We start from the raw sequence: 17,435 nt of genomic DNA on the forward strand, positions 1-17,435 counted from the left end.
GCTCATAAGGAAGGTGACGAATGCGTATAGATAGATTAACCAGCAAGTTGCAATTGGCCTTGTCCGATGCTCAGTCATTGGCTGTAGGCCTTGACCATCCGGCCATTGAGCCGGCGCACTTGATGCAGGCATTGCTGGATCAGCAGGGCGGTTCGATCAAGCCGCTGCTGATGCAAGTCGGTTTTGATGTAAACAGCCTGCGTAAAGAGCTGACCAAAGAGCTCGATCAGTTGCCAAAAATCCAGAATCCTACTGGCGACGTGAATATGTCGCAGGATCTGGCTCGTCTGCTGAATCAGGCAGACCGTCTGGCCCAGCAAAAAGGCGACCAGTTCATCACCAGTGAAATGGTGTTGCTGGCGGCCATGGACGACAACAGCAAACTGAGCAAGTTGTTGCTGGGGCAGGGCGTGAGCAAGAAAGCCCTGGAAAACGCCATCAACAACTTGCGCGGCGGTGAAGCGGTCAACGACCCGAACGTCGAAGAGTCGCGTCAGGCGCTGGATAAATACACCATCGACCTGACCAAGCGTGCCGAAGAAGGCAAGCTCGACCCGGTGATCGGTCGTGACGATGAAATTCGCCGCACCATTCAGGTGTTGCAGCGCCGGACTAAAAACAATCCGGTCCTGATCGGTGAGCCTGGCGTGGGTAAAACTGCCATTGCCGAAGGCTTGGCGCAGCGGATCATCAATGGCGAAGTGCCTGATGGTCTCAAGGGCAAGCGCCTGCTGTCGCTGGACATCGGTGCATTGATTGCCGGTGCCAAGTTTCGCGGTGAGTTTGAAGAGCGTCTGAAAGCGCTGCTTAACGAACTGTCGAAGCAGGAAGGGCAGATCATCCTGTTTATCGACGAGCTGCACGTGATGGTCGGTGCCGGTAAGGGCGAAGGCGCAATGGACGCGGGCAACATGCTCAAGCCTGCGCTGGCCCGGGGCGAGTTGCATTGTGTGGGTGCGACCACGCTCAACGAATATCGCCAATATATCGAGAAGGACGCAGCCCTTGAGCGTCGCTTCCAGAAAGTGCTGGTTGAAGAGCCGAGTGAAGAAGACACCATCGCAATTTTGCGGGGTCTGAAAGAGCGCTATGAAGTTCACCACAAGGTGGCTATCACCGACGGTGCAATCATTGCCGCGGCCAAACTCAGCCATCGCTATATCACTGATCGCCAATTGCCGGACAAGGCGATTGACCTGATCGACGAGGCTGCCAGCCGTATCCGCATGGAGATCGACTCCAAGCCGGAAGTGCTGGACCGTCTGGAGCGTCGCTTGATTCAACTGAAAGTTGAAGCTCAGGCGCTGAAGAAAGAAGAGGATGAGGCGGCGAAAAAACGTCTCGAGAAATTGCAGGAAGAAATCGAGCGCCTTGAGCGCGAGTATTCCGACCTGGAAGAAATCTGGACCTCGGAAAAAGCCGAAGTGCAGGGTTCTGCCCAGATCCAGCAAAAGATCGAGCAAGCGCGTCAGGAACTCGAAGTGGCGCGCCGCAGCGGCAACCTCAACCGCATGGCCGAGTTGCAGTACGGGGTTATTCCCGATCTGGAGCGCAGCCTGCAGATGGTCGACGAGCACAGCAGCAAAACTGAGAATCAGTTGTTGCGCAGCAAAGTGACCGAAGAGGAGATCGCCGAGGTCGTGTCGAAGTGGACCGGTATTCCGGTATCCAAGATGCTCGAAGGTGAGCGCGACAAGCTGATGAAGATGGAAAGCTTGCTGCATGAGCGTGTAATTGGTCAGGACGAGGCTGTTGTGGCCGTGTCCAACGCGGTTCGCCGTTCCCGTGCAGGCTTGAGCGACCCGAACCGTCCAAGCGGCTCGTTCATGTTCCTGGGCCCGACCGGTGTGGGTAAAACCGAGTTGTGCAAGGCGCTGGCAGAGTTCCTCTTTGATACTGAAGAGGCGATGGTGCGGATCGACATGTCCGAGTTCATGGAGAAACATTCCGTGGCTCGATTGATTGGTGCGCCACCAGGCTATGTGGGCTACGAAGAAGGCGGTTACTTGACCGAAGCTGTACGGCGCAAGCCTTACTCGGTAATCCTGCTGGATGAGGTCGAGAAGGCTCACCCGGATGTGTTCAACGTGCTGTTGCAAGTGCTTGAAGACGGTCGCCTGACTGACAGCCACGGTCGTACAGTGGACTTCCGCAACACGGTGATCGTGATGACCTCCAACCTGGGCTCTGCACAGATCCAGGAGCTGGTGGGTGATCGCGAAGCACAACGGGCTGCGGTAATGGATGCGGTGAGTACCCACTTCCGTCCGGAGTTTGTGAACCGGATCGACGAAGTGGTGATCTTCGAGCCTCTGGCCCGTGATCAGATCGCCGGCATTGCCGAGATCCAGTTGAGCCGTCTGCGCAGTCGTCTGGCAGAACGCGATCTGAGCCTGGAGCTGGACAAGGATGCTCTGGAAAAACTGATCGCAGTAGGTTACGACCCGGTATATGGCGCACGGCCACTGAAACGTGCGATCCAGCGCTGGATCGAAAACCCGCTGGCACAACTGATTCTTTCGGGTCAGTTCATGCCTGGCACCACTGTGACAGCGAGCGTAAAAGACGACGAAATCGTCTTCGCGTAAGCTCCGGCGCCAGTGTTTTAAGGAAGGCCTCGCATTGCGAGGCCTTTTTTTACTTAGGGTGTTGATCTGTAAGGAAAACGCTTGTAAGATGCGCCCCGCAGTAAGTCACCCGCAACGGCAACTTGGCCCAAACCAAGAAGCCCGCTAGAAGAGCTAAATCATTGTCTTCTAACGAAAAATAAGGGTTGACAAGGGTTTGAAAGGTTGTAGAATGGCCCGCCTCAGAGACGCCAACGTAGAGATACGCTGAAGTCAACGAGAGTTGCAAAGAGTCACAATGTTGTAGATTGAAATATGTAGTTCCGCGATAGCTCAGTTGGTAGAGCAAATGACTGTTAATCATTGGGTCCCTGGTTCGAGTCCAGGTCGTGGAGCCATTTTCAAGCCGGGGTATAGCGCAGTCCGGTAGCGCGCCTGCTTTGGGAGCAGGATGTCAGGAGTTCGAATCCCCTTACCCCGACCATTTTTGGGTCGTTAGCTCAGTTGGTAGAGCAGTTGGCTTTTAACCAATTGGTCGTAGGTTCGAATCCCACACGACCCACCATTTTTGGCTTCAGTTAGTTCTGGAGCTAGATCTTAAGATCAGAGGCCAAAAGCACTGATCGCAGAAGGCGCCTCTAGAAGGTGCCTTTTTTTTACCGGGGTATAGCGCAGTCCGGTAGCGCGCCTGCTTTGGGAGCAGGATGTCAGGAGTTCGAATCCCCTTACCCCGACCATTTTCAGCCCAGCAGTAGCGGGTGCGAAAATAAGGCACTGATGACATTCTCATCAGCGGCCAATAAAAAAAGCGACCTTCGGGTCGCTTTTTTTATGCCTGCGAAAAACTGGACGGGTTGGCATGGGGCTTTGTGGGAGCTGACTTGCCAGCAATGAAGACACCTGGTCAGGCCGGCTCCCACATATTCGGCGTGCTACAAGCCGGCGCAGTCTGTGGTGCGTAATTATGCTCTCTGAGCATCAGCCGCCCCTGTAGGGGCGAGCTTGCTCGCGAGCTGTTCGAAAATGCCCCGAGCAAGCGCCTGCAGGTTTAGTGGTAATCAGTGCAGTTTCAGTCGTGGCTCGGTACCGCGTCCGATCCTGCTCTGTAGGAGCGAGCTTGCTCGCGAGCTGTTCGAAAATGCCCCGAGCAAGCGCCTGCAGGTTTAGTGATGATCAGTGCAGTTTCAGTCGTGGCTCGGTACCGCGTCCGATCCTGCTCTGTAGGAGCGAGCTTGCTCGCGAGCTGTTCGAAAATGCCCCGAGCAAGCGCCTGCAGGTTTAGTGGTAATCAGTGCAGTTTCAGCCGTGGCTCGGTACCGCGTCCGATCCTGCTGCCGAGCATCAGCATCAAGGTGCGGAACGTACCGTACAGCGCCATTTGGTGCATGCGGTACAGCGAGATGTAAAACATCCGGGCCAGCCAGCCTTCCAGCATGACGCTTCCCATCAGGCTACCCATCAAGTTACCCACAGCCGAGAAGCTCGACAGTGAAATGAGCGAGCCGTAATCACGGTAGTGGTAATCAGGCAGTTGCGACTTGCCTTCAATCCGCAGTTTCAGCGACTTGGCCAGTAGCGAGGCTTGCTGGTGGGCAGCCTGGGCGCGAGGTGGGACCATCTTGTCGGTACCCGGCTGCGGGCAGGCAGCACAATCGCCAAAGGCAAAAATGTTGTCGTCGCGGGTGGTTTGCAGCGTAGGGCGAACCACCAGCTGGTTGATGCGATTGGTTTCCAGCCCTGCAATTTCTTGAAGAAACCCCGGTGCGCGGATCCCTGCCGCCCAAACCTTCAGGCTCGCAGGAATGACCTGACCGTCCTTGGTGATCAAGCTGTCAGCAGTCACTTCGCTCACCGCTGAGTTGGTCAGAACGGTGACCCCGAGCTTCTCCAGGGTTTTATGCACAGGGCCGCCAATGCGTTCCGGCAACGCGGGCAAAACCCGTGGCCCGGCTTCAATTAGGGTGATGTGCATGTTTTCCGGCTTGATGCGGTCCAGGCCATATGCGGCCAGTTCATGTGCCGCGTTATGCAGTTCGGCGGCCAGCTCGACACCGGTCGCGCCGGCGCCGACGATGGCCACACTGATCTGCTCGACCACATCGGTTTGCCCGGCATGGGCGCGCAGATAATGGTTAAGCAATTGCTGATGAAAACGCTCGGCTTGCTTGCGGGTATCCAGAAACAGGCAATGCTCAGCCGCGCCCTTGGTCCCGAAGTCGTTGGTGGTGCTGCCCACCGCAATCACCAGCGTGTCGTAGCCCAGCTCGCGGGCGGGCACCAGTTCCTGACCATTTTCGTCGAGAGTTGCCGACAATGAGATCTTTTTCTGCTCACGATCCAGCCCGCTCATACGGCCCAGCTGAAATTCGAAATGGTTCCATTTGGCCTGGGCGACGTAGTTGAGCTCGTCTTCGGAGGAGTTCAGCGACCCTGCCGCAACTTCATGCAGCAGCGGTTTCCAGATGTGGGTCAGGTTGGCATCGACCAGCATCACGCTGGCTTTGCCGCGTTTGCCCAGGGTCTTGCCCAGGCGGGTAGCCAGCTCCAGACCGCCGGCACCGCCGCCGACGATAACAATACGATGGTTCATAGGTATCACTCACAAGGCTTGAAAAATTCTGTGTTGCAACGATCCGGGCGAGCGCAATGCAGCTCATAGCGCCAGATAACTCAGGAGGCGGCTCAAAAAGCCCATGCCAATGACCACGATCACCACCACACCAAGGAGCAGCAAGGGCCTGAAAGGCCGGCGCTCAACCTGGTTTTGTGGCAGTTGCAGGTACTCTTCGACATGCTTTTGATCATCTGGGTTCAGGCGGCTGGACATAATTGTGGCCTCGTCAGATAGACGTTGCGGGAGGTGTAAAAGCTACAGCGGTGATTCAACCGGGATTAAAAGGAGCATAGCCGCTGGGCTGCAATGGCTCGACCCGCAGTTCGTCGTCTAGACGAATGATCCCGCTTTCGATTACCCGGGCCGTGATTCCGCCATGGCCACGCACTGCCTGGAAAGTGCCAGGGCCCAGCCGCTGCTCCAGTCGGGCACAGGGCTGGCACCAGCCGGTGGTCTCAAAAATGGCCTGGCCAATCCTGAAGCGCCTGCCTTTAAGGCTGAACAGATTGATCCCGCTGATCACCAGATTGCGTCGCAAATCCGGGGCCAACAGCGGCTGATCTTGCGGGCGCCCCATCAGCGAGTTGATGACGGCCAGATGCTCCCATTGAATCAACGTCACTTGCCGGGCATTGCGGGGCCCCGGGCGCGCATGATCGCCAGTCAGCCCGGCTTCGCGGCGGGCTTCCACGGCGTCGAGTTCCAGCATGTCTGCACGGGACTCGGGGCGTACGCCGATCCAGCGCACGCGGCCGGTTTGCGGCACCTCGGCAAGCAGTTCCTGCAGCGGGCTCACAGGCTGATCCCGACATCGAAAATAATGCTGCGCCCCAGGTTATTGCGCAAAAAGTCCGGCGCATCCGGTTGCGCGAACAACACCCGGGCAAAGGTAGGGCCCACCAGTGACAGCGAGCGCCAACCCATGCGCAAGTATTCGGTAGGGGGCGGGAAGTGGCTGTTAAGGTCCAGAACTTCGCGCTTGAGGCTGGAGAAGGCAATGATGTCCAATTGACTCAAATCGATATCGCGTTCGCGGTAGTTGGTGGCTTTTTTGTGCAGGGTAGGGCCCAGTCGTTGCAGTAGCTTGCTCGCCGGAATTCGTTTGGGTCGTGCCTCGCGACGTACCAGCTGGCTCAGGGAATAGGCGCTGCGGCGGCGCTGGAGCTCTTCACGCCATTCATCATTCAAGCGTCGGCCTTCATCAAGTACAAAGAACACTTCAAAGCGGGCCTCGCCAAACAATACATCCGGAGGTTCCTGGCTGGCCTGGGTGAAGTCTTCGGAGTGATACGGAATATTCAGGCCCTGGAGCAGGCGCTGGCAGACCCAACGCTCACGCTCCCACTTGCGGGCATTGGATAAAAAGGCATTGGCCTGTTCGGCCTGAATGGTGAGCAGGCGCAGATAATCAGAGTCGTCCATGGACGCAGCTTAGCCTTGAAACAGGTGTTCCTGAAAGTCTGCGGTGTAGACTCGTGTGCATCACCAACAGGGGCATCAAACACGGAGGGTTGAGCGGTGTGCTTTAACAGGATGAGGACGCGAACATGATTAGTGCCGCAGTGTTGTCCACTGAAACGATGTTGACCGGCTGGATGCTCTATGTGCCCGTGGTGGTCTGGGCGATCTGGCGAGCGCCGTGGGTTGAGCTGTTTGCCGACCCGCGCCGCCAGCACTTGCTGTTCGGGACTGTATTCGGACTGTTCTTGCTGTGGCTGGTGCGACGTGATTTCGATACGGGTGTGTCGTATCACTTTATTGGCCTGACAGTGGTCACATTACTGCTCGACTGGCCGCTGGCCGTTATCGGTGCGCTTATGGCGCAAGGAGGGCTGGTGCTGCTGGGGCGACAGGACCTGGCCGCGATGGGCGTCAATGGCATGCTGCTGATTGTGTTGCCCATAGCAGTGACGGAATGTTGCGCGCGACTGGTTGAGCGTGCACAACCGCGTAATCCCTTCGTGTATATCTTTTGCTCAGGCTTCTTTGCGGCGGCGCTGGCGGCGTTGTTGTGTTTGCTGGCAGTGCTTGGCGTGTTGTGGCTGGACGGGATCTTCGTCATGGCGCAGTGGCTGGAAGACTTTATTGGCTATCTGTGGCTGATCATCTTTCCGGAAGCGTTCATCAACGGGATGCTGGTCACTGCACTGGTAGTGTTTTGTCCTGAATGGCTCGAGACCTTCAACCGTACCCGTTACCTGGCCGCCCCCTGGAAGGATGAAGACCCCAGGTGACGGTCAGGCGCTGGCCTGCCAGCGCTACAAAGGGCGCTGTAATCGCTGACAAGCCGGCTGGCGCAGGGGGGGTTAATGCAGGCGGTCTGGCAAGTCCTCGGAAAACAGGTCGTCTTCTGCATCCGGGCTTACCGGGATTTTGTGTTCTTCGCTGGCCCAGGCGCCCAAATCGATCAGTTTGCAGCGGTCCGAGCAGAATGGCCGGAACGCGTTGGTGGTTTTCCATTCCACGGCGGTGCCACAAGTCGGGCAGTCTACGGTCATAGGTTTGGTCATGGTTGGCCTCCACGCAAAGTTAAGTAAAAGTGATGCAGGCGCTCGACTTCAGTCTGGAGCGTCTTCAGGTCGCTATCGTTGACCAGGATGTCATCAGCGTGACTCAGGCGTTCTTCGCGGCTGGCTTGAGCCTTCAGAATGGCCTGTACTTGCTGTTCGCTGGTGTTGTCGCGCAATAACGTGCGCTCAATCTGCAAGGCTTGCGGGGCGTCGATCACCAGTACGCGCTGGGTGGTTGCGTACTGCCCGGACTCTATCAGCAGTGGCGAAACCAGAATGGCGTAGGGCGATTTTGCCTGGGCCAGGTTGAGCGCGATTTCTTCCCGAATCAATGGGTGCAGCAGGGCTTCGAGCCAGCGCCGAAGTTCAGGGTCGCTAAAGATCAGGCTGCGCAAGGCGCTGCGATCAAGCTGTCCATCGGCCTGCAGCACGGCATCGCCAAAGTGTTCGGCGATTTTCGCCAGCGCCGGGCGCCCGGGCTCTACCACCCAGCGTGCCGCATGGTCGGCGTCCACCACATGAACACCCAGGGCGGCGAAGTGCTCGGCAGCGGCGCTTTTACCACTGCCAATGCCGCCGGTCAGGCCGAGGATCCAGGGTCTGGAAGATGAGGTATTCATTTCAAACCGAAAGCTACCAATAGAAGGCGGTTATTTGACCACCCCAGAGCAATCCAATCCAGCCGGCAATTGCCAGATAGGGGGCAAAGGGAATCGGGGTGGAGGTTTTGGCCCGGCGTAATGCCAGCAGGCTCAGGCCTGCGATCGCACCCATCAGTGACGAGAGCACAATGGTCAAGGGTAATACTGCAATGCCGCCCCAGGCTCCGAGCATCGCCAGCAGCTTGAAATCACCATAGCCCATGCCGTCCTTGCCGGTGAGCAGCTTGAAGATCCAGAAGATCGACCACAGGCTTGCATAGCCCAGCGCTGCGCCCCATACCGCTTGTGACAGGCTGGTAAAAGTATCGAAGCTGTTGAGCAGCAAGCCCATCCAGAGCAGGGGCAGCACCAGAACATCGGGCACGATCTGGTGCTCGGCATCGATCAGGCAAATAGCCAGCAGCCCCCAGGTCAGCACCAGCATCCAGCCCGCCTGCAGGCTCAGGCCGAAATGCCAGGCTATAAACGCCGACAATAATCCGCAAGCCAGTTCGGTCAGGGGGTAGCGCGGGCTGATAACGGTCCTGCACCGGGAGCACTTGCCACCCAGTAGCAGGTAGCTGAGCAGCGGAATCTTTTCCCACAGGCGCAACGGGTGCTGGCATTGCGGGCAGTGGGAGCGGGGCAGCATCAAGTTATACACAGGCATTTTTTCGGCTGCAGGCAACTCCAGCAATTCCCTGGCCTGTGCTCGCCAGTCCTGCTCGAGCATCCTGGGCAAGCGCCAGGCCAGGACATTGATAAAGCTGCCCACCAACAAGCCGAGGATCAGGGCGCAGACGATAAAAGCGTCGGGGTGGCGGGTGAAAAATTCAATCATGCTCAAATCACTTGGCCCAATTTGAAAATCGGTAAATACATGGCGATCACCAGTCCGCCAACCATGACGCCGAGTACCACCATGATTGCCGGCTCCATCAATGCTGTCAGGTTATCGACCAGAGTGTCGACCTGGCTCTCATAATAGGTGGCTACGTGGTTGAGCATCTCGTCCAGTGTGCCGGACTCTTCGCCAATTGCTGTCATCTGGATCACCATGCCCGGGAATACTCCGACATCGCCCATGGCAACATGGATCTGACTGCCTGTTGCCACCCGCTGCCTGAGTTGCAGTACCGCGTCTTTGAACAGGCTGTTGCCCGTGGCTCCGGCGACTGCCTGCAGCGCTTCAAGCAATGGAACTCCGGCGGCAACGGTGGTGGACAGCGTGCGGGCAAAACGGGCGATGGCCGAAAAATGCAGCAGGTTGCCCAGCACCGGGAGTTTCAACAGCCAGCGATCAAGGCGCTGACGCAACGCCGCGCAGTGTTTGTAGCGATAGCCCAGAGCTGCACACCCCAGGCCGGCCCCGGCGAGCAGCCACAGGCCGAACTGTTGCAGCGCCTGGGAGACAGCGATTACCCAGAGCGTGAACAGTGGCAGTTGGGCGTCAAAAGAGTCGAACACGCGCTGGAACTGCGGCACCACTTCAATCAATAAAATTGCGCAGACCCCTGATGCCACCACCAGCACGGCTATGGGGTAGGTCATGGCCTTTTTGATTTTGTTTTTCAGAGTTTCGGTTTTTTCCTTGTACGTCGCGATCCGCTCCAGCAACACATCCAGTGCCCCGGCCTGCTCGCCAGCCTCAATCAGATTGCAGAACAATGCATCGAACTGTGCCGGCCTTTTTCGCAACGCACTTGCCAGGCTGATACCTGCATTGATGTCCTGCTGCAGATCATTCACCAGCTTGCCCATGGCCTGATGTTCCAGGCCGTTGGCAATTACCTCCAGCGCTTGCAGCAGCGGGATGCCGGCTCTGATCAGCGTGGCCAACTGGCGAGTGAAAAGTGTGATCTGTACGGCTTTGGCGGGTTTGCCTGCGGGGGTGTCGCGGTCTGTATGCCGGCGAATTTTACTAACGGTAATACCTTGTCGGCGTAACCGGGCCCGGATCATTGCCTGGCTGTGGCCAGTGCTTTCACCACTGGCCGGAGCGCCATGGCGATCAGTGCCTTGCCACCGATAAACACTGGTTTTATCTGCCTGTGCTGGCATTTTTTCCATCCCTGAATAGTTGATTGCTTTGTTGTGCTCCTGGCCTCAAAGGCTAGATGGCCCAAAGTCGGGACGGCCATTGGAGCGTTTCCACAGATGTCAGCCATGTAGTTGTGGAGCAACCGCCCGCTAACCTTGATAGCCTGTGCGCACTTTTTGGGCGGCTCAGTACTGCTTTGGCGTTTGGCCACAGGGCCGCGTCCCACTTTTGGAGATTTCATGTGAAACAACAAAAAGGCTTCACCCTGATCGAGTTGATGATTGTGGTTGCGATCATTGGCCTGATCGCCTCTTTTGCACTGCCGGCTTACAACGAACACACCATGAAGGCCCGTTTTGCCGAGGTGAACTCAATCAGCAACAGCTACAAGACCGCCGTCGCGCTGTGTTACAGCGAGAGTAATGATTTGACTGTCTGCGATGCGGGCAGCCACGGCATTCCAGGCCCGGCCGCAGCCACTGACAACCTGGCAGCGGGCATGACAGTGGTAGATGGCGTGATCAGCATGACCGGCACTCAGGCAGCGGGTGGCTGGACCAGCGTGATGACGCCTGCCTTGAGCGGCAGCACACTGGTGTGGACCCAAACCGGCACCTGTCTGCAAAGCGGTGCCTGTAAATAGTCAGGGTTCTGCAGGAGCCAGGCCGGCTCCTGCAATGTGAGATGCCGGAAAAAATGCCAGCCAGGGGCAATCTGATCAAACCCTCTGCCGGGCGCAGATGATTGCCGCTCATGCAGTACGGCCAGGGCGACGGTGCGGGCATTGGGGTGTGCAACCCCTCTCCAGAACCCGCTGATCGACGGCCGACATTGAGGTCCGAAAATGGCGAGAATCAGCCATGACCCAGTGCTATTGTGCGCTCCATGAACACACACAACAGCCTTCTTGCGCCCAGCACCGCCGCCTGCGAAATCGCCCGGTTAAGCCGTGATGCGCGTTTTGACGGGGTGTTTTTTACGGCGGTGCTCAGCACCCGGATCTACTGCCGGCCGGTATGCCCGGCGCGCCCGCCAAAGCCCGAAAACGTGGTGTATTACCCCAGCGCGGCGGCTGCTCAGGCCCAGGGTTTCAGACCCTGTTTGCGCTGTCGGCCAGAACTGGCGCCGGGCAATCTGCTGTGGCTGCATGGCGAGCATCTGGTGTCCCGTGGTTTGAAGTTGATCAATGAAGGTTTCCTGGCCGATCACTCGCTGGAGATGCTGGCCGATCGTCTGGATATCGGTGCCCGGCAATTGCGGCGCCTGTTCGTCAAGCACCTGGGCGCCCCACCGATAGCGGTACATGCGACTCAGCGTTTGCTGTTCGCCAAGCAGCTCCTGAGCGAAACACACCTGTCGATCACCGAAGTAGCCATGGCCTCCGGCTTTGGCAGCTTGCGGCGCTTCAATGCCGCGTTTGCCGAGGCCAATCATGCGCAGCCCAGAGACTTCAGGCGCAGCCCGAAAGCCCGGGCCGACAAGGCATTGGTGCTGCGTCTGGGCTATCGCCCGCCTTACGATTTCAGCGCGTTACTGGGCTTTCTGCAGACTCGGGCCCTGCCAGGCATCGAACAGGTGGACGCCCACAGTTATCAGCGGGTATTTGGTGCCGGCGATGCCCCCGGCTGGTTGCGGGTCAGTGCCTGGCCGGGTGAGCAGCATGCGCTGCAACTTGAGCTGTTGAATGTGCCGCCGGGCCAGATGCTTGGTGTGGTCACCCGGATCCGGCGGATGTTTGATCTGGATGCCGATCCTCTGGCAATAGCTCAGACCTTGAGTAACAGTGCGCTGCTGGCGCCGCTTGTCGAACGCTATCCGGGCCTGCGGTTGCCCGGTGGCTGGGATGGATTTGAAGTGGCGGTGCGGGCGGTACTGGGCCAGCAGGTCAGCGTGGCAGCTGCACGGACCCTGGCCAGCCGCATAGTGCACCGCTACGGCATTGCGATTGAGAGCCCGCCAGGGGCAGGGCTTGATCGTCTATTCCCGGGGCCCGAGCAACTGGCAGAGGCCGATCTGGGTCAGATGGGCATTACCCAGGCGCGGATAGACACAATCAAGGGTATCGCCCGCGCCCTGATCGAAGGCCGGGTGGATTTTGCCGTCGAGCAACCGTTGCACAGCTTTATCCAGCGCTGGGTACAGCTGCCGGGAATCGGCGAGTGGACCGCACATTACATCGCCATGCGGGTGCTCAAACACCCCGATGCATTCCCGGCGGCGGACCTGATACTGCGCCGCGAAGCCAATCCCCACGATACGCCGTTGAGTACCCGGGCCCTGCAAACCCTGGCCGAAAGCTGGCGTCCGTGGCGGGCCTATTCAGTAATGTATTTATGGCGTGCGGCCACTGACTCGGCCGCCGCCCGCAAGGAGTCAACATGACCCGGATTTACTACGATCAAATGCCGTCACCCATTGGCCCGCTGTTTCTGGTGGCCGATGACGAAGGGTTGCGCGAAGTGCGTTTTGAACTGGATCGTCGGCCCCATACGCCACTGGCGGGCTGGGTGCATTCAGCGCCAAAACTGGCTGAAGCGCGGCGTCAGCTCGAGGAGTATTTTTCGGGTACACGGCTGGTTTTCGATCTGTCGCTCAAGCCTGTGGGCACGGCGTTTCAACAGTCGGTTTGGGGGGCGCTGACCACCATTCCCTACGCGGCCACCACCAGCTACGGGCAGATCTCGCAACAAATTCTTCGGCCCAAGGCATCGCGGGCGGTGGGGGCGGCGAACGGGCGTAACCCGATCCCGATCATCATTCCGTGTCATCGCGTGATTGGCAGCAATGGCACGCTGACCGGCTTTGGCGGCGGCCTGGCGGCCAAGCAATGGCTACTGGAACATGAGGTGAAGTGTCAGGGCTTTGTATTGTCCTGACTGCAACCCTGAGGGAGCGAGCTTGCTCGCGACTCAGGCAACGTGCAGTTCCGGGCTGACTGCGCTGATGCCGTCGCGAGCAAGCTCGCTCCTGCAGGTGCGGGTTTTTTACAGGCTCAACCGCATCGACAGATCCACCGCTTTGACATCCTTGGTCATGGCGCCGATCGAGATGTAGTCAACGCCGGTTTCGGCGATCGGGCGCAAGGTGGCATGGTTGATGCCGCCACTGGCTTCCAGCTTGGCTTTGCCTGCATTCAGGCGCACCGCTTCACGCATGTCGTCCATGCTCAGTTCGTCGAGCATGATGATATCGGCCCCGGCTGCCAGCGCTTCCTTGAGTTCGGACAGGCTCTCGACTTCGATTTCCACCGGTTTTCCCGGAGCGATCTTGTGCGCGGCACTGATCGCCTGGGCAATGCCGCCGCAGGCCGCAATGTGGTTTTCCTTGATCAGGAATGCGTCGTACAGGCCTATGCGGTGGTTGTGGCAACCACCGCAGGTCACCGCGTATTTTTGCGCCATGCGCAGGCCCGGCAGGGTTTTGCGTGTGTCCAGCAACTTGACCCCGGTATCCGCCACTTGATCGGCCAATGACTGGGCGTGGGTGGCTACCCCCGATAACAGTTGCAGAAAATTCAGCGCGCTACGTTCACCACTGAGCAGTGAGCGGGCCGGCCCTTCGAGGTGAAACAGCACTTGATTGGGGCTCACGCGCTCGCCGTCGACCACTTGCCAGTGCACTGCAACGCGTGGATCAAGCTGGCGAAATACACAGTCGACCCAGGCCGTACCACTGATGACAGCGGCTTCGCGGGTAATGATTGAGGCAGTGGCCAGACGTTCGGCCGGGATCAGCCGTGCAGTAATGTCGCCACTGCCAATGTCCTCGGCTAACGCACGGCGTACGTTGGCTTCGATTTCGGCGGTGAGGTCGGCCAGGCATAAATTCGGCATAACGGGCTCCACAAACAAAGTGCGCCGATTATAGGGCCATGCTGGCGGTGAACCCAAGGAGCGTGCGGGGTAACTGCCGGTTCTCTGCAACTGTGCGGCTTTTGGCACTTTCGGGATTAATTTGCCGGCGCACAGACTGAAATGCAGAGTCTGCTGGCACAAGCGACAGCTTTTACAAGATAATCCGCCTTCTATTTGGCGTCATGAGTTTGACGTCCAGCGCTGGAGGCCGGGATGCACATTGACGGGAAAGCGGGGGCTGACCACAGGTCCTCAATCGAGCTGGCGATTCACTCGCCTCTCGCCCGCCTGCCTGTGATCCTGTTGCAGGTCCATGACAAGGCCGCACAGCAGCTCAAGTCCCACTTGCAAGTACTGTTCGATAACGCCGATGCAACCCTGTTCGAAATGGCCGACAAGGCCCGCAGCGACGCAGAACAGAGCCTGTTTTTTGAAGCCATGCGCGATGTACGGCTCAAGCGCAAAAACATCGAGCGCAGTTTTCTCGAGCGGTTGCTCTACGCATTTATCAAGTTGACCCAACCCGCTGCCAGTGACTCCACGCTGTTGATGGCAACCCCCGCGCAGGGCGTGTTTTCGCTGTTGGGCAACGACCTTGAGCGCGCCCAGGTCATCAATGCCATGGTGGCGAAGGTGCTGGTACGCGATCAGTCGGCCCTGTGCCACTTGAGCACTCGCCTCAATACGTTGAGCCGGGTCGTGCTCAATGAGCAGAACAACCCGCTGGGGCCGGCCATGCTGTGCGAATACTTTTTGCAGGCCGAGCGTGATCAGGGCATCGAGATCAAGGTCAAGTTGATCATGCTGCAACTGTTTGAAAAGTATCTGCTCAGCCATACCGGGCAATTGTATGCCGATGCCAACCAGCTGCTGATCGCCACTGGCGCGCTGCCCGACCTGGTGTCCGCAACGTCCTGCTGCTCCGCACAACCGGCCGGGCACCCGCAGCAATCCCCTGAAACGGGTGAATATGCGGGCAACCTGGTGGAGTTGTTATTCGATTACATCCGCGGCGATCGCAACCTGTCGGCGCCGTTGCAAAACATCGTCGGCCAGTTACAGGCGCCGATGTTCAGAATTGCGCAGATGGATCAGAACTTTTTCAGCTGTGATAGCCACCCGGCGCGCCGTTTGCTCAATGCAATCGCCAGTGCTGCCATCGGTTGGGACTCCAGTGTCGATTGCCGTAGCCATCCGTTGCACCGGCAAATCAGTCACGTGGTTCAGCAACTGGCGAGTTACTCGGGTCACGATCCCGGTCTGCTCGAGTCCTGGTTGCACGACTTTTTGATGCTTACCCAGACCGAACATGACCGTGTTGAATTGCTTGAACAACATATCCGCGACAACGAACTGGCGACACATCGCCAGCTGCAGGCAATCAGGCCGTGGCTGGTGTCGTCATTGCCTCTGCCCGTCCTCGACGAACAGGACCATTTAGGGCTGCTGCTGGTCAGCCAGTTGCGAATCGGTACCTGGATCGACCAGCAGGACGATCAGGGTTCGCACCTGCGCTGCAAGCTGATCGCGATAGTCGAACCCGAGGGCAGGTATGTTTTTGTTAATCGCAGTGGCATCAAAACCCTGGAAAAAAACCGTTCCGAATTAATTCGCCAACTGCGTTGCGGCACGATATTGCTGCTCGACGACAGCCTGCTGTTCGACCGGGCACTGGCCTCGGTGATTGAGAGCCTGGGCCAATCCGCCGCGCAGTAATACGCGGCGTTACAGATTGCTCCCCATCGGCCTGCGCATCGCGGCATACTGGGCCTTTCGTTTTTCCCGTTGAAGGAGCCTGTATGCAGCTGGACCCCGCGAGCGGTTGGTGCCAAGGCGTATGCCATTGTCCGTCACCCAACTTCAATGCGCGCCCGAACGGCGAAGTCTCCTTGCTGGTTATCCACAACATCAGCCTGCCACCGGGGCAATTCGCTACCGGCAAGGTTCAGGAATTTTTCCAGAATCGCCTGGATGTCACAGAACATCCCTACTTTGAAGGCATCAGTGAGTTACGGGTCAGCGCGCACTTTCTGATTGAACGTGACGGCAAAATCACTCAGTTTGTGTCTTGTCTGGATCGTGCCTGGCATGCAGGTGTCTCGAGCTTCGAGGGGCGTGAGACCTGCAATGACTTTTCGCTGGGGATCGAGCTTGAAGGCACCGACGACCTGCCGTTCAGCGATGCGCAGTATCAGGCGCTGATCGGGTTGACCCGGCAATTGCAAGCGGCTTTTCCCGCCATTACCCTGCACCGGATATGTGGCCACAGTGACGTGGCCCCCGGGCGCAAGACTGACCCTGGCCCGGCTTTTGACTGGACGCGCTTTCGCGGCGCGTTGCAGCACACAGGAGAGATGCAATGAGTTTTGTGGTGTTACTGCTGGCGATACTGATCGAGAAACTCTCGGGTTTGCGTCAGCGTCTTCAGTGCGATGGCGGCTGGCTGCGCGAGCTGCACAAGCTGGAGTCCAGCCCCGGGCTCGGGCGCAGGCCATGGTGGGTACTGGCGATCCTGATTCTGTTCCCGGTGGCTGTATTGGGGCTGCTGCTATGGGTGCTGGAACCTGTGGCCTATGGCTTGCTGGTGCTGCCGGTGCATTTGCTGGTGGTGATTTACAGCTTGGGGCGAGGCGACTTGCTGGCCGGGCTCGGACCGTTCCGGGATGCCTGGCGCCGTGGTGACTTGCAGGCCTGCGCCCATGTTGCCGAGCGCGATCTGGGCGAAACCGCCGACAGTGGCGAGCAATTGCTGGAAAGGGTGCAGAGCCATTTGTTATGGCAGGCGTATCAAAGTTTCTTCGCCGTGATTTTCTGGTACTTCCTGCTGGGGCCGGTCGCCGCCTTGAGCTATCGCCTGCTGGCGCTGGCTGCCGAGCATGGCAACAACCCGGAACTGGTCGAGCGTGCACAGCAGCTGCGTCACGCTTTTGACTGGTTGCCGGTTCGGTTGCTGGGGGCAAGTTTTGCACTGGTGGGCAACTTCGCGGCCGTCAGCCGGGTGATGTTGCATGAACTGCTGAGCTGGGACATCAGCGCCGAACAGTTGATCAACAAGGCTGGCTGTGCCGCCGCTGAAATCCCCGCCCCCCAGGCCGGCCCTGAAGGCGTCGCCAGCCTTGATACCCTGTGGGCGCTGCTGCTGCGGGCTGCCGTGCTGTGGTATGCAGGTTTTGCGGTATGGACATTGTTGCTCTGATGGCCATTTAAA

General features: G+C 58.4%; 17 protein-coding genes and 4 tRNA genes. 12 read left to right on the top strand and 9 right to left on the bottom strand.

Annotated elements, in window-relative coordinates; translation table 11 throughout:
• Positions 1 to 20: 20 nt before the first annotated feature.
• The 5 genes from clpB to JQ848_RS03540 all read left to right on the top strand — a co-directional run bounded on the left by clpB (position 21) and on the right by JQ848_RS03540 (position 3,304).
• On the top strand, positions 21 to 2,588 hold the full coding sequence (clpB, locus tag JQ848_RS03520) for an ATP-dependent chaperone ClpB (RefSeq protein WP_003443858.1): 2,568 nt from the start codon (positions 21 to 23) through the stop codon (positions 2,586 to 2,588).
• A gap of 301 nt (positions 2,589 to 2,889) precedes the next feature.
• Positions 2,890 to 2,965 (top strand) — tRNA-Asn (locus JQ848_RS03525).
• A gap of 9 nt (positions 2,966 to 2,974) precedes the next feature.
• Positions 2,975 to 3,051 (top strand) — tRNA-Pro (locus JQ848_RS03530).
• 5 nt (positions 3,052 to 3,056) lie between these two features.
• A tRNA-Lys gene (locus JQ848_RS03535) sits at positions 3,057 to 3,132 on the top strand.
• A gap of 95 nt (positions 3,133 to 3,227) precedes the next feature.
• Positions 3,228 to 3,304 (top strand) — tRNA-Pro (locus JQ848_RS03540).
• 551 nt (positions 3,305 to 3,855) lie between these two features.
• Here JQ848_RS03540 and JQ848_RS03545 read toward each other — a convergent pair.
• The 4 genes from JQ848_RS03545 to JQ848_RS03560 all read right to left on the bottom strand — a co-directional run bounded on the left by JQ848_RS03545 (position 3,856) and on the right by JQ848_RS03560 (position 6,603).
• Positions 3,856 to 5,157 carry an NAD(P)/FAD-dependent oxidoreductase gene (locus JQ848_RS03545; RefSeq protein WP_003443854.1) on the bottom strand — a complete coding sequence of 434 codons (1,302 nt, stop codon included), beginning with the start codon at positions 5,155 to 5,157 and terminating at the stop codon, positions 3,856 to 3,858.
• A gap of 63 nt (positions 5,158 to 5,220) precedes the next feature.
• Positions 5,221 to 5,394: a DUF3094 family protein gene (locus tag JQ848_RS03550; protein WP_003443851.1), complete on the bottom strand. Its 174-nt coding sequence runs from the start codon at positions 5,392 to 5,394 to the stop codon at positions 5,221 to 5,223.
• A 55-nt stretch (positions 5,395 to 5,449) separates the two neighbouring features.
• Positions 5,450 to 5,977: an MOSC domain-containing protein gene (locus JQ848_RS03555; RefSeq protein ID WP_003443848.1), complete on the bottom strand. Its 528-nt coding sequence runs from the start codon at positions 5,975 to 5,977 to the stop codon at positions 5,450 to 5,452.
• Entirely contained in the window at positions 5,974 to 6,603 is a 630-nt protein-coding gene (locus tag JQ848_RS03560; RefSeq protein ID WP_003443844.1) for a DUF1780 domain-containing protein, read from the bottom strand. The genes JQ848_RS03555 and JQ848_RS03560 overlap by 4 nt, the downstream gene beginning before the upstream one ends.
• Positions 6,604 to 6,728: 125 nt before the next feature.
• On the opposite strand from JQ848_RS03560, the gene JQ848_RS03565 reads away from it, so the two are divergent.
• Entirely contained in the window at positions 6,729 to 7,415 is a 687-nt protein-coding gene (locus JQ848_RS03565) for an energy-coupling factor ABC transporter permease (RefSeq protein ID WP_003443841.1), read from the top strand.
• Between the two features lie 72 nt (positions 7,416 to 7,487).
• Here JQ848_RS03565 and yacG read toward each other — a convergent pair whose 3' ends face one another.
• The 4 genes from yacG to JQ848_RS03585 are packed head-to-tail and all read right to left on the bottom strand — an operon-like array spanning position 7,488 to position 10,393.
• Complete coding sequence (gene yacG, locus JQ848_RS03570; RefSeq protein ID WP_003443840.1) at positions 7,488 to 7,691, bottom strand: DNA gyrase inhibitor YacG; 204 nt, start codon at positions 7,689 to 7,691, stop codon at positions 7,488 to 7,490.
• Positions 7,688 to 8,311 carry a dephospho-CoA kinase gene (coaE, locus tag JQ848_RS03575; protein ID WP_003443839.1) on the bottom strand — a complete coding sequence of 208 codons (624 nt, stop codon included), beginning with the start codon at positions 8,309 to 8,311 and terminating at the stop codon, positions 7,688 to 7,690. Before coaE ends, yacG begins: the two co-directional genes overlap by 4 nt.
• Positions 8,312 to 8,324: 13 nt before the next feature.
• Complete coding sequence (locus tag JQ848_RS03580) at positions 8,325 to 9,173, bottom strand: prepilin peptidase (RefSeq protein ID WP_328821508.1); 849 nt, start codon at positions 9,171 to 9,173, stop codon at positions 8,325 to 8,327.
• Positions 9,174 to 9,175: 2 nt separating this feature from the next.
• Positions 9,176 to 10,393, bottom strand: a complete 1,218-nt coding sequence (locus tag JQ848_RS03585) for a type II secretion system F family protein (protein ID WP_202210271.1) — start codon at positions 10,391 to 10,393, stop codon at positions 9,176 to 9,178.
• Positions 10,394 to 10,614: 221 nt separating this feature from the next.
• Here JQ848_RS03585 and JQ848_RS03590 point away from each other — a divergent pair, with 221 nt between their 5' ends.
• The 3 genes from JQ848_RS03590 (at position 10,615) to JQ848_RS03600 (ending at position 13,249) form a co-directional block, all read left to right on the top strand.
• A complete protein-coding gene (locus JQ848_RS03590; RefSeq protein ID WP_010655555.1) occupies positions 10,615 to 11,016 on the top strand; it encodes a pilin in 402 nt (133 codons plus the stop codon).
• Positions 11,017 to 11,258: 242 nt separating this feature from the next.
• Positions 11,259 to 12,755 (top strand): DNA-3-methyladenine glycosylase 2, encoded by a 1,497-nt coding sequence (locus tag JQ848_RS03595; RefSeq protein WP_202210272.1) that lies wholly within the window; start codon positions 11,259 to 11,261, stop codon positions 12,753 to 12,755.
• On the top strand, positions 12,752 to 13,249 hold the full coding sequence (locus JQ848_RS03600) for a methylated-DNA--[protein]-cysteine S-methyltransferase (protein ID WP_003443830.1): 498 nt from the start codon (positions 12,752 to 12,754) through the stop codon (positions 13,247 to 13,249). Before JQ848_RS03595 ends, JQ848_RS03600 begins: the two co-directional genes overlap by 4 nt.
• Positions 13,250 to 13,357: 108 nt before the next feature.
• Here the strand turns inward: JQ848_RS03600 and nadC are convergent, their stop codons facing one another.
• On the bottom strand, positions 13,358 to 14,206 hold the full coding sequence (gene nadC, locus JQ848_RS03605; RefSeq protein WP_010655557.1) for a carboxylating nicotinate-nucleotide diphosphorylase: 849 nt from the start codon (positions 14,204 to 14,206) through the stop codon (positions 13,358 to 13,360).
• A gap of 234 nt (positions 14,207 to 14,440) precedes the next feature.
• Between nadC and JQ848_RS03610 the strand changes: the two genes are divergently transcribed.
• From JQ848_RS03610 to ampE, 3 genes are all read left to right on the top strand, one after another.
• On the top strand, positions 14,441 to 15,943 hold the full coding sequence (locus JQ848_RS03610) for a DUF1631 family protein (RefSeq protein ID WP_202210273.1): 1,503 nt from the start codon (positions 14,441 to 14,443) through the stop codon (positions 15,941 to 15,943).
• Positions 15,944 to 16,026: 83 nt separating this feature from the next.
• On the top strand, positions 16,027 to 16,590 hold the full coding sequence (gene ampD / locus JQ848_RS03615; RefSeq protein ID WP_003443825.1) for a 1,6-anhydro-N-acetylmuramyl-L-alanine amidase AmpD: 564 nt from the start codon (positions 16,027 to 16,029) through the stop codon (positions 16,588 to 16,590).
• Positions 16,587 to 17,423 carry a regulatory signaling modulator protein AmpE gene (ampE, locus tag JQ848_RS03620; RefSeq protein ID WP_003443823.1) on the top strand — a complete coding sequence of 279 codons (837 nt, stop codon included), beginning with the start codon at positions 16,587 to 16,589 and terminating at the stop codon, positions 17,421 to 17,423. The genes ampD and ampE overlap by 4 nt, the downstream gene beginning before the upstream one ends.
• Positions 17,424 to 17,435: the final 12 nt, after the last annotated feature.

Source organism: Pseudomonas paraversuta (assembly GCF_904067025.1).
GTDB classification, from domain to species: domain Bacteria; phylum Pseudomonadota; class Gammaproteobacteria; order Pseudomonadales; family Pseudomonadaceae; genus Aquipseudomonas; species Aquipseudomonas paraversuta.